The sequence below is a fragment of the Rhizobium sp. CBN3 genome, from assembly GCF_030518245.1.
Classification (GTDB): Bacteria; Pseudomonadota; Alphaproteobacteria; order Rhizobiales; family Rhizobiaceae; genus Rhizobium; species Rhizobium aethiopicum_A.
Genome location: NZ_JAULSE010000020.1, coordinates 1 through 14,621 on the forward strand (window position 1 = coordinate 1; position 14,621 = coordinate 14,621).

Sequence of the window (14,621 nt, forward strand, 5' to 3'; positions counted from 1 at the left end):
TGGCTCCATCGCTACAATTGGCACAGGCCTCACGGAAGCCTAAATTCAAAACCACCAATCAGCAGACTCGCTCTTACCCAGGACAACCTGTTGAGGCTCCACACCTAGAGCGTGGCGATGCGCAGCCAGCCCTTGGGCTTTGCGAAGGCTCGCGCAGCAAAACAAACACTCGTCGCAGCTTCCTTTGGAAGCCCTCGCCTGGGGGTTCGTGGGCTCGATACGCGAACCCAGCGAAGAACGGGAGCGACGGAAGATCACCGTCAAATCGAAATCCAGCCCGCCATAGTGCCGCCATAGAATTCGACCCAATCATGATTGTATAACAGGCGGATGCGACGAATGAGATTGCTGGTTCTCCTTGCTGCGGCCCTATTTCTGATAGCGGCACATGCCCAAGCCCAAGTTTACGCGCCGTATGACGGATATGGTGAATACGACGGCTATGGCTATGATGACCCTTACAGCCCCTATCCCCCTCCTCCTGACTATGGGGAACCCCTTCAAGAACCTCGGGAGCCATCGACGCGAATTGGAAGAGGAACCATCGTCATCGCCACGCGTGAGCACACCCTTATCTACACGACGTCAGCGGGTGAGCAGTTTGCCTACCCCATCGCCGTCGGCCGCGAAGGCAAACAATGGTACGGGACAACGCGGGTCGTGTCGAAACGACTGCATCCCGAATGGCGGCCAACAGCCAGCATGCGCCAGAAGAACCCAAGGCTCCCGGAAGTGGTGAAGCCCGGGCCCGCAAATCCGCTTGGCACCCGGGCGATCTACCTTGCCGACGGACTTCTCCGCATCCACGGCACCAACGACCCCTCCTCCATCGGCACCAACGCATCAAGCGGATGCTTCCGGATGTACCGCGAGGACGTCGAGGAGCTTTACGATATGGTCCAGCCGGGAACCCGCGTGATCGTCCAGCGGTGATTGGGTCGGGTGCGTCGCAGCCCTAGAGGTTTCTCGCCAGCCGAGGGCGAACATTTCAGAACGAGCCGTTCGGACCATGGCGGCCGCCAAAGATTGATCAAAGCTATCAGCGGAGATGAGCTAGATGGGAAATGCGTCCAACTCGGTCACCAGGACCGATGACTTGCGCCATCGCTTCGCAGCACGTCAGGGACCGACCGATTTTATTCATAGTCGTATTCCGTCTTTTTGACGCGTATCCATAAAGAGTCTTGAGGTATTTCCTTCGTATTCAAATCAATCCAAAAATCAGAAACCAATTCTTCATTCGAGAACCTGAACATGTCAGACATTTTACCAATCTTGTGCCATCGGAAATGAGGAGAACTCCTCGCTACGGCGCGAATTGCCTCAATATCGCAGGGGCCCTTGGGTAATCTTTGCTGCAAGCGCTTGCTGTAGCCGGAAATATCTGCCTTCTCGCGTGACATCACTGCATCTATCGTTGCGATGACGTCTGCCATTTCGTTGTAGCACCTGCCGGGCTCAACTGTTTGGGCCGAGGCGGTCTGCATCGCCAAGCTCATGTAAAATGCGATCAGGTATTTCGGAACATTGAACATGCATGATCCCCCAACGCTGGCGAACTATGAGCAATTGACCTGCGGTCCGCAACGGCTCGAAAGCTGAGCAATTTGATGGAAAGGCACCTTCTTTTGGAGAGGGCGATTGAACCCGCCAAAGGCGGGCAGACTAAAGACCCGCGCACTATCTCACCCGGAGAATTTTTTGACGCTGACGAAACATCAGGTGGGCTGTATTCGCCGGAATAGCGATTGCCCGAAGTCAGTCAGCATCGTGCTGCAGCGGTGATGTAACTGGGATTTGGGATGCCCGTTGCATTTTGACCTCGTAGCGATTCCAGAGCGCCAGAAACAGGGTCGTCGCCATGAAGAAGGCCAGCGCTGCCAGATGGATCTTACCGATGCGGCGCGCGAAATAGGACTTGGCCTTGGCCTCGACAGCCTGGGCCATGGCTCTGTTCCGCCTGTCGCCTTCGAGGAGATGCCGGACTATGCGTCCATGTGACCGCTCCTGCACGCGGGACCGGTCATCGTCCTTCGGCTCTGCATTCAACCCATGACGCACGGCGCTAAAGATCAGGATTGCCAGCAACACCCAGAGGATCAGGAAGGACAGGCCAAAAAAGCGTTCGCTGAGGGTGGTCATATCCATCGCAGTCTCCGGGCTACAGAGCAATGATCGCCCCTGCCATCAAAGAGGAACCGACACATGATTTCAACCTCAGGGCGCAACTTTCGCTTCGGGCAAGATGATTCGGTGGGAAGATCCGTGAGGCTCTATTCTGCGTACCGACGAAGGGCCATGCCTACAAACAGCATAGCCATGAATATGAGAAACATGGTGCCAAAGAAGACGCGAAAGAAGTTGGCGAGGGGTGAAATTTTGACCCTGGAAAGCTGCTTAACAGGCACTCCGCGTGGTTTCGTCACTACCAATCCCAGATAACCAAATAATGAGAAAACCAAAAACATGGCCATATACGGATCCATCCAGTCGGGGACCCTGATGCGGCGGGTAAGAGTGAACGCGAATGCTTGATTAGCCGAAAGCAACGTCAAAGAGGCAAATAAGCAAGCTGATTTTACGTGATTACAAACACTCATGAATCCCCCATAATCACGACCACTCCCCATAGCTGCAGGTTGTGGGAATGCACGCAGATGTCAAGATCGCCCAATAGGCGCACCGCCAAGGCGGAATTTACTTCTTTTGGTGTATGGGTACGGCTCCGTGCTCGCCTGCCGGAAAACTCTTGCGCGGCTGGGCCAGAGACGGACCCACACGCGCGGTGTTCGGGACCGAGCATAAACACGGCCTTGTCGGCAGGCGACAGTAGTGCCGAGAATAGCGTTTGGTTCCAAGCGGCAGGTGAACCATCATAAACGGTGATCGCCCGCGTGGGCTCACCGTCGCCCGATGGAGACTGCCGGACTTTGCGCGGGCTGTGAGCTGAACGTCGGCACCGCGAAACTTTGAAGCCGCTCTTGTCGGCCATCTGCTCCGCATCGCCGGGGGTAAACCGGGCCTCATGAACATCCTTGCCGGAAAACCCGATATCGGCGGCGGTGGGTTCAAGGGGTCTGCACGGCAGGGGCGCTGTGAGAAAACCGGGGCAGTCACCGATTCACCAGTCGTCGCCGGGGCAAGCATAATTGCCGCCTCTGAGAGATTTGGTGGGATACACGTCTGTGTGTCACAATGGCTGGTACGCGACCTCGATAACCCATTGTGCTTGCTCAACCAACGAGTCAACCAGACTTTCGCCATCGGCATTGAGCGGAATATCGAGATGTATCCAGATGTGGCCGCCGCACTCAGTTAATTGCTGCGACAAGCCAGACGCGACAAGACGTTCGCGGATAACCGAGAACTTGGGCGTAAGACGGTGGAACCGCAGCCAAATAGGCGTCGTGTACCCCGCAAAAGGATCGCGGACCCCCACGCTGAAGCAGGGCTGCTCGGCGCCAAGCGGTAGGCAGACATATCGACGCTGGTAGTCGTCTGGATCCTTGCCCATCGGGAGGACTCGGCTCTGCTGCGCCAAGCGGCGGGTAACCCGATCCACGAGATTGACGAATACCTCTTTCCGCTCGCGCCAAGCGAGCAGTTCAGAGACACTCCTCAGTGGCTCTATGTCGTGGCCCGCAAGGACCCTGTACATGGCCTCAAATTGGGCGAGGTCACCACGGAACGGGTCCGAGCGAACGTCTCTCAGAGTAACCAAAACCCCCTCCCAATCGATCACCGCAACGGTCAAGTCGGACGTTGCATTGTGCTGCCAAGGACCATCCCCGGTAAGAGGGGACGCATTCGGCACCGACGCTTTCATCGCAGCAACGCGGTATTGAGGGACCAGAACCAGCAACATTCCACTATGAGGGCTTTCTTGAAGGTCGCCAAGGTACGAACTGAGTTGGCCCTCGCCAAACGCCGCGCCCAATTTCGCCTCTATCTTGACCACGAGCTTTCCGTCAGCCGTGCAGCCCTCCAAGTCGGGGCGGGCACCGTCTTTCTGTCGAGCCTCAGCTCGCCAAGTCAAGTCGGAGTTGATAGTTCGGCCCACCGTCTTGGAGATATGGTCCCCAAAGCTCTTGCGCGCATCCGGATTTTGAAGAAGGTAGGCGAGCCCCTGCGTGCACAGCAACTCTCCCTGTTTGGAGAGCGAGCTGAATTGGGCGAGGTGGGTCATGAGCAGTCGCATGATTAGCCTCTTGAACTTCGGGACCAAAGACGAGACCCAATGGATAGCATTGATGACTTCAAGAAATTCATCGGCACGCGCCACTGGCGTTACGCGAAAACCATGCCGCAGTGGCCGCACGAATACTCGGTACGACAATTCGATGATCCGCCGGAGGACCAGGCCCTGTTTGAGGAAGCCGTCTCATTCATCCGCACGCAGGGCGAACGAAGGTGGTTTGAGCCAACTAGTAGAAGCTCTGTCTACCTTGACATCGACGGCCGACAGTATTGGACCATGGGCGCTCCGGTTAAGGAAACAACTATCATAAACCGAGCGTGGCTGGATTGGACAAAGCGCCCTGTTCGGCGCGAGTCAGGTTTGTGATCCTCCCGATTCGACTTTTACAAGATAGCAGCAGCCTCGAGACCCGACACTCGGCTATTTGCAATCATCACATACGAAATCAGGGAGGTCATACATGGAACACTCGGAGTTTCAGATCGGTCTGGAGTTCTGGTGCGGGAAAAGTCGGTGGAGGTGTACCGACGTCGGCACGCGCACAGTTGTCGCGATTGGCATCCACCCGGTTGAGATGACGACCGTCCAGGCTGATGGCAGGAAGGAGCACGAATCGCTTACTTATGAGCAGGCAGATGCGATGGGCTGGTTTGATGGCCCCCCGTATCGGTTGGCCGAGATAGTTTTCGACGAAGACGATCTCGAAGTCTGCTCGCTTGAGGGGGAGGACCTATGAATCAGGCGCTTAAAGCCGGATTGATAGATTGCTGCCGTGGAATCAAGGCCGAGTAAATCTGCGCAGAGTTGCAGTTGGCCCAAGGTGACTTCTTCCGTTGCCTCCGACTAATCGACATCGTCGCCTCATATACGCGGATGATAAATGCCATGAAACTCGCTCTTATAAACGTGGTAGCTCGCGACGCCGCCTTTGAAGATTTCAATCGCTTGATAAGCGGAGCTTTGCGGGAGACGCGGAAGGCGAGTCGCGAGCCAGCCGGTAAATCCGCCTTCGTCGTGCCGATGCTTGAAAAGCTCCTGGGCTGCGGCAAAAAGGCGTTCCAAGCGCAACGAGCGATGCAGATCGGAAGATGGCGTTCTTTTCGAGTGCGCGGGCCACAACTCCGGCGAAACCGGGATCCACGGGAGCGCTCGCTCCGCATTCGAAACACTATATGCGGTTGTTTTTTTGTTTTTGGTGAGAGCGTCGGGGTTCGAACCCGAGACCTACTGATTAAAAGTCAGTTGCTCTACCGGCTGAGCTACGCTCTCCCTCTCCGCGGGTGTGAGGCACCCCGGCTGGAAGTGGGCGGAACATAGGCAGGTGACCCATTGCGGTCAACCGAAAAATTCGGCTTTTGCGAAGGTAGGACACATTTCTCTGGCGCACAAAGCCAGATTTGTCGCCCACGCAAAAAGGTGATTGGCAATCCCGGGCCTGCGAGGCTAGGAACAGGGCGCAGATTGCAGCCGGAGAGAATGCGTGTCGATTGCCGATATTTCCCTGTGGAGCGCGTTGTTGGCAGGGGCGCTATCCTTTCTTTCGCCCTGCGTGCTCCCCCTCGTCCCTCCCTATCTCTGCTATATGGCCGGCATCTCCGTTGAGCAGTTCCGCGGCGGCGGCGCGGTGGCGGTGTCGCCTGATATCAGGCGCGACGTGCTCTTTTCGGCGCTGCTCTTCACGCTCGGCTTTGCCACCGTCTTCGTGGCGCTCGGCGCCGGTGCGTCGAGCATCGGCATGGCGCTTCGCCAGCATCTCGATCTGCTCTCCAAGATCGGCGGGCTGATCATCATCGTCATGGGGCTGAATTTCCTCGGCCTCTTCCGAATCGGTCTGCTTGCCCGCGAAGCGCGCTTCCAGGCCGGCGGCAAGCCGGCGACGCTGACCGGCGCTTATATTATGGGCCTTGCCTTCGCCTTCGGCTGGACGCCCTGCATCGGGCCGGTGCTCGGCGCCATCCTCGGCGTCGCCGCCGCGCGCGAGACGGTCGGATCCGGCGCCGGGCTGCTCGCCATCTATTCGCTCGGTCTTGCCATCCCCTTCTGGATCGCCGCCGGCTTTTCCGGCGCCTTCATGCGCTTCCTGTCGCGCTTCCGCCGTCATCTCGGCACGGTGGAAAAGGTGATGGGCGTCTTCCTCATCCTGACCGGCCTCGCCTTCCTGTTCGGCTGGGTCAGCGATGTGGCGATCTGGTTCCAGCAGACCTTTCCGATCCTGATGCAAATCGGCTAGAAGAGATTCTTCCCCGCCGACCATCCCGCGAAAACCGGACTTTCCCTTGGCCGACATCATCAGCCTGCTGCTGCCGTTCTTCGGCCTGATCCTGATCGGTTATGCCGCCGCCAAGGCGACGAAGCAGCCGGCCGAGGCGCTCGGCTGGCTGAACACCTTCATCATCTATGCCGCCCTGCCCGCTCTTTTCTTCAAGCTCGTCTCGCGCACGCCGATCGAAGAGCTGACGCGGGTCGATTTCATCGTCACGGATATTGCCGCGACCTATGCGATCTTCATCCTGCTCTTTGTGATCGGCCGTTTCCTGCGCGGCAATCCTCTTGATGAATGCACCATCCAGTCCTTTGCCGGCGCCTATGGCAATATCGGCTATATGGGGCCGGGGCTGGCGCTGCTTGCGCTCGGCGAAGGGGCTGCCGTGCCGGTGGCGCTGATCATCTGCTTCGAGAACGCGCTGCATTTCATCGTGGCGCCGGCGCTGATGGCGGCAGCCGGGGACGACAAGCGCTCGCCGGGCCAGCTTGCCGCCGATATCGCCCGCAAGGTGGCGCTGCATCCCTTCATCCTGTCGACGACGGCAGGCTTTGCCGTCGCCGCCTTGCACATCGATCAACCGCTGGCGTTCCAGCGCCTCGTCGACTACCTTGCCCAGGCCGCCGCACCCTGCGCGCTCTTCGCGATTGGCGTGACGCTGGCTCTGAGGCCGCTGAAGCGGATTCCGGCCGAGATTTCCTATATCGTGCCGGCGAAACTGATCCTGCACCCGATCGCGGTTTTCATCGCGCTGACTGTTATCGGCGGTTTCGAGCCGGTCTGGATCCAGGCGGCCGTGCTGCTGGCCTGCCTGCCGACGGCGACCAATGTCTTCGTCATCGGCCAGCAATATGGCGTCTGGCAGGAACGCGCATCGGCGACGATCCTGATCACCACGGTGCTTTCGGTGGCGAGCGTTTCGCTCTGGCTGATTGCGATCCGCTCAGGCCTTCTTCCGCTTCAGCTTTTCCCTTAAGCTATCGGGAATATCGCGGAAGCCCCGGCCGGGTTCGATGCCCTCGCGCATGACGAGGTTGCGCAGCGGCGGAATGGCCGAGAGGATGTGCAGGCCGGCAGCGCGCAGCATCTGCACGGGGAGGAAATCCGAGAGCAGCGAGCGGTTGAGCAGATCGACGCTCGCCGTGCGCGTCATGATGTCGGCGCGGCGGCGGCGGTCGAAGCTTTCGCCGGCATCGGCTGGCAGCGGCAGTTCCGCCCTGTCGCAGAGAATGTCGGTGAGCACCATGATATCGCGCAGGCTGAGATTCAGCCCCTGCGCCCCGATCGGCGGGAAGACATGGGCCGCCTCGCCGATCAGCGCGATGCGCCCCTTGCCGAATCGATGAGCCATCATGCCGGAGAGCGGCCAGACCTGGACGCCTTCCTCCACATCGACCTTGCCGAGCATGGATTGCATCTGCGCCTCGACGAGAGAGCCCAGTTCGGCCAGCGGCAGTTCCATGCGGGCGGTCGCCTCGGAGGGATCCTGCACCCAGACAAGGCTGGAGCGGCTACCTGGCAGCGGCACCTGGGTGAAGGGGCCGTGTTTGGTGTGGAATTCGCTGGAGATATTCTGGTGCGGCAGCGAATGGGCGAAATTCAGCACCATGGCCGATTGCGGATAGGACCAGTTGCGCACGCCGATACCTGCCGCCTCGCGCAGCTTCGAGCCACGGCCGTCGGCGCCGACGGCAAAATCGGCCGAGAGCGTTTCACCGCCGACAAGCGTGATCGACACTCTCTCGGGCGAGATCACGATCGATTCGGCCATATCGGTGAAGCGGGTGATATTGCCCTCGCCGGCGGTGGCCGCTTCGAGGATCTCGGTCAGCGCCTTGTTGGGAAAATTGTAGCCAAAGGCATCGAGCCCGACGTCGGCAGCGCGGAAGGTGGTGGTGGGCGCCCGCAGCAGCCGGTCCGTGCCATCGATGATGCGCATGCTGGTGAGGGGTGCTGCCGCCGAGCGCAGCTTTTCCCAGAGCGTCAGGCGATCGAGGAAGCGGATCGACTGATCCATCAGCGCCGTGGTGCGCCGGTCCTCATTTGCGGCAATGGGAGCCACCAGCGCCACGCTGCGGCCGCCGCGGCCAAGCGCAATGGCGGCGATCATGCCGGCGAGGCCGCCACCGATCACCGCGATTTCGAATGTCTTCATGCTATATTCCGCCATCGTAAAGAGGCGGACCGGCGGCTTATGCGGCCGGCTTCGCCTGACGGCGCCAACTATAGCCCTTGCCGGCTTCGGCGTCACGCACCGCCGGCTGATAATGATGGGGAATGGCGGGCAGACGGTTTTCGGCGAGCCGCTTTAGCGCCGTGGCGTTGGTCACGGAAAAGCTGTCGATGCCGACGCGCAGCATCAGCGGGATCTGGTCGATCAGCACGTCGCCGACGGCGCGCAGCTCATTGGCATAACCGAGGCGCTGGCGCAGCAGCGAGGCATGGCTGAAGGCGCGGCCGTCGTTGAAGGCGGGAAAGGCGACCGCCACGATTGCAAGGCGATCGAGGTAGGGCTCGAGCCGGCGCACGTCGTCGGCCGGCTTGATCAGCACGCCGAGGCCGACATCGTTGCTTTGATCGGCCCTGGCGATCAGCTCGTCGAGGCTGAGCAGCGGCTTCTGTGCGCCTGTTGCCTTCACCTCGTCGGTTTCAACAACCCAGAGATCGTTGTCGACAAAACCGGTTTCTCTCCAGATCTTCGTCATCATCCCCTCCTTAAGCCGCTTCGGCGGCCGAGCCGTAGAGCGCATCCTTGAAAGGCTGCGGCCCGACGCGGCGATAGGCGGCGAGGAAGGTTTCGGACGGATCGAGCCGCAGGCCGAGATAGGTGTCGACGATCGTCTCGATCGCATCCGTCACCCGGTCCGGCTCGAAGCCGCGGCCGATGATCTCGCCGATCGAGGTATGTTCGTCGCCGGAACCGCCAAGCGTGATCTGGTAGAGTTCGGCGCCCTTCTTCTCGACACCGAGCAGACCGATATGGCCGACATGGTGGTGGCCGCAGGCATTGATGCAGCCGGAGATCTTGATCTTCAGCTCGCCGATCTCGGCCTGCCGTTCGGGACTGCCGAAGCGGCGGGAGATTTCCTGCGCGACCGGAATGGAGCGCGCATTGGCGAGCGCGCAATAATCCAGCCCCGGACAGGCGATGATATCGGTGATCAGGCCGGCATTGGCTTCGGCCAAATTGATGGCGACGAGGCCGCGATAGACCGCTTCGAGATCGGCCAGCGCCACATGCGGCAGAATCAGGTTCTGCTCATGGCTGACGCGGATTTCGTCGAAGGCATATTCTTCGGCCAGATCGGCGACGGCCTCCATCTGCGCGTCGGTGGCGTCGCCCGGAATGCCGCCGATCGGCTTCAGCGAGATCGTCACCATGCCGTAATCGGGGTTCTTGTGCGGCTGCACATTCTGCTGCACCCAGCGGGCGAAAGCCGGATCGGCCTTCTTCCAGCGGGCGAGGTTTTCCCAGCCCTCGGCGCGCTCGGGCAGATCAGGCAGCGCGAAATAAGCGGCGATCGCCTCGACATCCTGTTCCGGCAGCTTGAGCTCGCTATCCTTCAGGGCGGCGAATTCGGCCTCCACCTGACGCGCCAGCTCCTCGGCGCCGGTCTCATGCACCAGGATCTTGATGCGGGCCTTGTACTTGTTGTCGCGGCGGCCATGCAGATTGTAAACGCGCACGATCGCGGTGGTGTAGGAGAGCAGGTCTTCCTCGGGCAGGAAGTCGCGGATCAGCTTGGCGATCATCGGCGTGCGGCCCTGGCCACCGCCGACATAGACGGCAAAGCCGATTTCGCCCTTGTCGTTCTTCTTCAGGTGCAGGCCGATATCATGGACCTGGATGGCGGCGCGGTCGCGCTCGGCGCCGGTCACGGCAATCTTGAACTTGCGCGGCAGGAAGGAGAATTCCGGGTGGACGGACGACCACTGGCGCAGGATTTCCGCATAGGGACGCGGGTCGGCGATCTCATCCGCGGCCGCACCGGCGAAGTGGTCGGCGGTGACGTTTCTGATGCAGTTGCCCGAAGTCTGCAGCGCGTGCATCTCGACGCTCGCCAGATCGGCCAGCGCATCGGGAATGTCCGACAGTTTCGGCCAGTTGAACTGCAGGTTCTGGCGCGTGGTGAAGTGGCCATAGCCGCGGTCATAGGTGCGGGCGATATGAGCGAGCATGCGCAGCTGGCGCGCACTCAGCGTGCCATAGGGAATGGCGATGCGCAGCATATAGGCATGAAGCTGCAGGTAGACGCCGTTCATCAGGCGCAGCGGCTTGAATGCATCCTCGGCAAGCTCGCCGGAAAGACGGCGCTGAACCTGGTCGCGGAACTGCTCGACGCGCTCGCTGACAAAGGCATGATCAAATTCGTCGTAACGGTACATCGTCTTCCTCAGACTGCAATGAATTCGGGATCGGCAGGAGCGTAGCCCGGCGCATATTCCATGGTCGGCCCTTGCGCGCGGATGCGCTCGCGAAGGCGCAACGGCCAGAGAATGCCGTTGGTTTCCTGGACGTCGACGACGGCGACGTCAACGACCTCATTGTCGGCATAGGACTTTTTGCCAATGGCTTCCAACGCTTCGACGGCTTCGTTGTGACGGGCGACAAGCGCCTCCTGCAGTGAGGTCGACCATTTGCCGCTGGCATCCAGCCAGACGGCAATGCCATCCGTCAGCCGGTTGGCCGTCAGAACCTTGTCACCCATATTCAGCTCCTTGCAAGTTCCTCGAGCCGGGCGTTCGCACGCACCAGCGGCTCGGACAGTTCGAAATTGGCGCCGGCGACCGCATCGCCGATAATGACCATAACCGGCCCGGTCAGCTCGTCGCGGTGCTGCAGATCGGGCAGGTCGGCGAGCGTGCCATGCAGCAGACGGCGCTCGGCGCGGCTGGCATTTTCGATGACGGCGACGGTGGTCTCGGCGGGAATGCCGGCCTGCATCAGCCGCTCGGCGACCGAGGCGGCAACGGTGCGGCCCATGTAAACGGCGATCGTCGCGCCGGAGACGGCAAGGCTTGCCCAGTCGGGCAGCACGTCGCCAGTGAGATCGTGGCCTGTCGTGAAGACGAGCGAGGAGGCGACGCCGCGCAACGTCAGCGGCAGCTCGAAATCGGCGGCGGCAGCGAAGGCCGAGGTAATGCCGGGCACGACCTCATAGGTGACGCCGGCGGCGCGCAGCGCGGCCATCTCTTCCCCTGCCCGGCCATAGACCAGCGGATCGCCTGACTTGAGCCGGACGACGCGCTTGCCCTGGCGGCCGAGCTCGACGAGCAGTTCGTTGATCTCTTCCTGCGACTTCGAATGGCAGCCCTTGCGCTTGCCGACGGAAAGCCGCTCGGCATCGCGGCGACCCATGTCGACGATCGCCTGCGGCACCAGCGCGTCATAGACGATGACATCGGCTTCCATCATCACGCGCTGGGCGCGCAACGTCAGCAGATCTTCAGCCCCCGGACCGGCGCCGACAAGCCAGACATGGCCGGCGATCTGGTCCATCGAAGTGAGCAGCCGGTCGGCGGCGTGGCGGGCCTGCGACAGGTTGCCGTTGGCGACCGCATCGGCAACGGGGCCGGAGAAGAAGCGGCGCCAGAAGACCCGGCGGGAAACGCCGCGGGGCACCAGCTGATCGACCGATTTGCGATAGCGCGTCGCCAGCGTGGCCAGACGCCCGAGCGAGGGGGAAAGAAGCTGATCGATCTGGGCGCGGATCATCTGCGCCAGAACCGGCCCTGCCCCTTCGGTGCCGATCGCAACGGCGACCGGGGCGCGATTGACGAGCGCCGGCGTGAAGAAATCGCAGTAATCGGGCTGATCGACGGCATTGGCTGGAATTCTGGCAGCGCGGGCGGCACCAACGATCCGGCGATCTTCTGCTTCGTCACCGGTGGCGGCAAAGACGAGGGCCGCACCCTCGACCTGGCCGGCGGAAAAGCCGGCGCGCACCGCCTCGATGCGATTGGCAATCAGGAAGGCATGATAATCGGCTTCCGGCCGGTCGGCGTAGGCGACGATCCGTGCCCGCGTGTTCAAGAGCAGCCGCACCTTGGCGAAGGCCTCGTCGCCATTGCCGAAGACAGCCGTCTTCTGGCCTTCCACGCGAAAGAAGGCTGGAAATACCGAAAGCTGCTCAGTCTTGGGAGACATTACCAATCCACTTCGAAGTTGCCAGAATATGCCCGTGATCGACAAGCGATTGAAGGAACAGAAATCCGAAAGCCCCGGCAAGCGCGTATTCTTTTGCTCGCCTCATCGGCGATTTGAGAAAAGTCAACCGAGCTGACGACAACCACCTGTTCCCACTCTCTTTGTTGCGGTGCAGTGTAAAGCCTGTGACAAACGACGTCCATCGGCGTTTGCCGCATTTCGCTCGTGCCGCCAAGACGATAGACTGGAAAAAAACCGGAGACACCAATGGCTGACAAGACCATCGCCGCCCGCCTGCTTTCGGTCATCGAAGAGGATATCCTGCCGCTGACCGAACGCGGCGTCTCCTTGGGCAACAAGGTGTTCGGCGCGGCGATCCTGCGCAAATCCGATCTGTCGCTCGTTGTCGCCGAGACCAATAACGAGCTCGACAATCCGCTCTGGCATGGTGAGGTGCATACGCTGAAGCGCTTCTACGAGCTTGGCGACAAACCGGCGACCAAGGATCTGATCTTCCTGTCGACGCACGAACCCTGCACCATGTGCATGTCGGCGATCACCTGGGCGGGCTTCGACAATTTCTACTATTTCTTCAGCCATGAGGATTCCCGCGACGCCTTCGCCATTCCGCACGACCTGAAGATCCTGAGGGAGGTCTTCGGCCTTGAACCCGGCGGCTATCGCAGGCAAAACGCCTTCTGGAACAGCTTTGCCATCGCCGATCTGGTCGAGACCGAAGAGGCTTCCCTGAGGACCGCGCTGAAGGCGCAGACTGCCCGCATTAAGGCGCGCTACGACGCGCTGTCGGCCACCTACCAGTCGTCGAAGAGCGCCAACGACATTCCGCTGAACTGAGGCACCATGGAACCTTCCAAAGACATTTCACGGCTGATCGAGATCATGGCGGCGCTGCGCCATCCCGAAACCGGCTGCCCGTGGGACATCGAGCAGAATTTCCAGACGATCAAGCCCTACACGATCGAAGAAGCCTATGAAGTCTCCGACGCGATCGAGCGCGGCGATATGGACGATCTCTGCGATGAACTGGGCGACCTGCTGCTGCAGGTGGTCTTCCATGCCCGCATGGCCGAGGAAGCCGGCGAATTCTCCTTCGGCGACGTGGTCAACGCCATCACCACCAAGATGATCCGCCGCCACCCGCATGTCTTCGCCCGCTCGGACGCCGACACACCCGACGCGGTGAAGATCCAGTGGGACGAAATCAAGCAGGCGGAAAAACGCGAGCGCGCCGAGCGCCGGGCAAGGCGCGGGATCACCGAGGATTTCAAGGGCGGCTTCCTTGGCTCGGTGCAGCGCAGCTTTCCGGCTTTGACCGAGGCGCTGAAGCTGCAGGAACGCGCCGCCAAGGTCGGCTTCGACTGGTCGGCGCCCGAGCCGATCCTCGACAAGATCGAGGAAGAGATCGGCGAATTGCGGGCCGCACTTCGGGACGGAGACCGCGCCAAGGTCAGCGACGAACTCGGCGATTTGATCTTCGCGGTCGTCAATATCGGCCGGCATGTTAAGGCTGATCCGGAGCAGGCGCTGCGTGGAACGAACACGAAATTCCGGCGTCGCTTCAATCATATAGAAAAGGTTCTTGAAGCAGAAGGCGAGACGCTTGAGGATGCGACGTTGGAGCGGATGGAGGAGATCTGGCAGGCGGCCAAGGCGATCGAGCGGGCGGTGACGGCAGCCCCACCCTCCGTCATGCTCGGCCTTGAGCCGAGCATCCACACCGCATCCACCAGCGCCGGTGGCATGGATCCTCGGCTCAAGGCCGAGGATGACGGAGACTGAGGTTGCTTCTCGCCAAACTAGCCGGCCGAAAGAGCCAGAGCGTTGCCACATCCCCCTTCTCCCCAGCGGGGAGAAGGTGGCCCGAAGGGTCGGATGAGGGGGCCGCACGGCACGCCATTCATTGCCCTTCGCTTGCACTCAGCGCATTCGCGGCTTTGCCGCTCACCCCCTCATCTGCCTGCCGGCATCTTCTCCCCGCTGGGGAGAAGGGA

General features: G+C 60.8%; 14 protein-coding genes, 1 tRNA gene and 2 pseudogenes. 8 read left to right on the forward strand and 9 right to left on the reverse strand.

All coding sequences use genetic code 11. The features are described 5' to 3' along the window. Positions 1 to 108 (forward strand): annotated as a pseudogene (locus QWJ46_RS24220) (IS481 family transposase); the annotation flags it as partial. Between the two features lie 231 nt (positions 109 to 339). After that, positions 340 to 933, forward strand: a complete 594-nt coding sequence (locus tag QWJ46_RS24225) for a L,D-transpeptidase (RefSeq protein ID WP_302754267.1) — start codon at positions 340 to 342, stop codon at positions 931 to 933. 203 nt (positions 934 to 1,136) lie between these two features. Here the strand turns inward: QWJ46_RS24225 and QWJ46_RS24230 are convergent, their stop codons facing one another. The 3 genes from QWJ46_RS24230 to QWJ46_RS24240 all read right to left on the reverse strand — a co-directional run bounded on the left by QWJ46_RS24230 (position 1,137) and on the right by QWJ46_RS24240 (position 4,198). Further along, a complete protein-coding gene (locus QWJ46_RS24230; protein ID WP_184456851.1) occupies positions 1,137 to 1,535 on the reverse strand; it encodes a hypothetical protein in 399 nt (132 codons plus the stop codon). Positions 1,536 to 1,758: 223 nt separating this feature from the next. Next, entirely contained in the window at positions 1,759 to 2,148 is a 390-nt protein-coding gene (locus tag QWJ46_RS24235; protein WP_302754268.1) for a hypothetical protein, read from the reverse strand. A gap of 1,042 nt (positions 2,149 to 3,190) precedes the next feature. Beyond that, positions 3,191 to 4,198: a PD-(D/E)XK nuclease family protein gene (locus QWJ46_RS24240; RefSeq protein ID WP_302754269.1), complete on the reverse strand. Its 1,008-nt coding sequence runs from the start codon at positions 4,196 to 4,198 to the stop codon at positions 3,191 to 3,193. 39 nt (positions 4,199 to 4,237) lie between these two features. Between QWJ46_RS24240 and QWJ46_RS24245 the strand changes: the two genes are divergently transcribed. Further along, positions 4,238 to 4,564 carry a hypothetical protein gene (locus QWJ46_RS24245; protein WP_184456857.1) on the forward strand — a complete coding sequence of 109 codons (327 nt, stop codon included), beginning with the start codon at positions 4,238 to 4,240 and terminating at the stop codon, positions 4,562 to 4,564. A 94-nt stretch (positions 4,565 to 4,658) separates the two neighbouring features. After that, positions 4,659 to 4,934 carry a hypothetical protein gene (locus tag QWJ46_RS24250; RefSeq protein WP_184456859.1) on the forward strand — a complete coding sequence of 92 codons (276 nt, stop codon included), beginning with the start codon at positions 4,659 to 4,661 and terminating at the stop codon, positions 4,932 to 4,934. Positions 4,935 to 5,391: 457 nt separating this feature from the next. On the opposite strand, the gene QWJ46_RS24255 is transcribed toward QWJ46_RS24250, so the two are convergent. Continuing rightward, positions 5,392 to 5,467: transfer RNA gene (locus QWJ46_RS24255), tRNA-Lys, on the reverse strand. Between the two features lie 211 nt (positions 5,468 to 5,678). On the opposite strand from QWJ46_RS24255, the gene QWJ46_RS24260 reads away from it, so the two are divergent. Further along, positions 5,679 to 6,428 carry a cytochrome c biogenesis CcdA family protein gene (locus QWJ46_RS24260; RefSeq protein ID WP_302754270.1) on the forward strand — a complete coding sequence of 250 codons (750 nt, stop codon included), beginning with the start codon at positions 5,679 to 5,681 and terminating at the stop codon, positions 6,426 to 6,428. A gap of 46 nt (positions 6,429 to 6,474) precedes the next feature. Beyond that, positions 6,475 to 7,437, forward strand: coding sequence for an AEC family transporter (locus QWJ46_RS24265; protein ID WP_302754271.1), 963 nt, complete (start codon positions 6,475 to 6,477; stop codon positions 7,435 to 7,437). Here QWJ46_RS24265 and QWJ46_RS24270 read toward each other — a convergent pair. The 5 genes from QWJ46_RS24270 to cysG are packed head-to-tail and all read right to left on the reverse strand — an operon-like array spanning position 7,405 to position 12,609. Beyond that, positions 7,405 to 8,616, reverse strand: coding sequence for a UbiH/UbiF family hydroxylase (locus QWJ46_RS24270; RefSeq protein WP_302754272.1), 1,212 nt, complete (start codon positions 8,614 to 8,616; stop codon positions 7,405 to 7,407). The genes QWJ46_RS24265 and QWJ46_RS24270 overlap by 33 nt on opposite strands. Positions 8,617 to 8,653: 37 nt before the next feature. After that, a complete protein-coding gene (locus tag QWJ46_RS24275) occupies positions 8,654 to 9,166 on the reverse strand; it encodes a DUF934 domain-containing protein (RefSeq protein WP_184456866.1) in 513 nt (170 codons plus the stop codon). 10 nt (positions 9,167 to 9,176) lie between these two features. Then, complete coding sequence (locus tag QWJ46_RS24280; RefSeq protein WP_302754273.1) at positions 9,177 to 10,847, reverse strand: nitrite/sulfite reductase; 1,671 nt, start codon at positions 10,845 to 10,847, stop codon at positions 9,177 to 9,179. Positions 10,848 to 10,855: 8 nt separating this feature from the next. Then, complete coding sequence (locus tag QWJ46_RS24285) at positions 10,856 to 11,170, reverse strand: DUF2849 domain-containing protein (protein WP_302754274.1); 315 nt, start codon at positions 11,168 to 11,170, stop codon at positions 10,856 to 10,858. A gap of 2 nt (positions 11,171 to 11,172) precedes the next feature. Continuing rightward, the gene (gene cysG / locus QWJ46_RS24290) at positions 11,173 to 12,609 is read right to left on the reverse strand and encodes a siroheme synthase CysG (RefSeq protein WP_302754275.1); all 1,437 of its coding nucleotides are present in this window, start codon (positions 12,607 to 12,609) and stop codon (positions 11,173 to 11,175) included. 267 nt (positions 12,610 to 12,876) lie between these two features. Between cysG and QWJ46_RS24295 the strand changes: the two genes are divergently transcribed. Together QWJ46_RS24295 and mazG are read left to right on the forward strand one after the other, a co-directional pair. Next, the gene (locus QWJ46_RS24295) at positions 12,877 to 13,464 is read left to right on the forward strand and encodes a nucleoside deaminase (RefSeq protein ID WP_302754276.1); all 588 of its coding nucleotides are present in this window, start codon (positions 12,877 to 12,879) and stop codon (positions 13,462 to 13,464) included. 6 nt (positions 13,465 to 13,470) lie between these two features. Further along, positions 13,471 to 14,304, forward strand: a pseudogene (gene mazG, locus QWJ46_RS24300) (nucleoside triphosphate pyrophosphohydrolase); the annotation flags it as partial. Between the last annotated feature and the right edge of the window lie 317 nt (positions 14,305 to 14,621).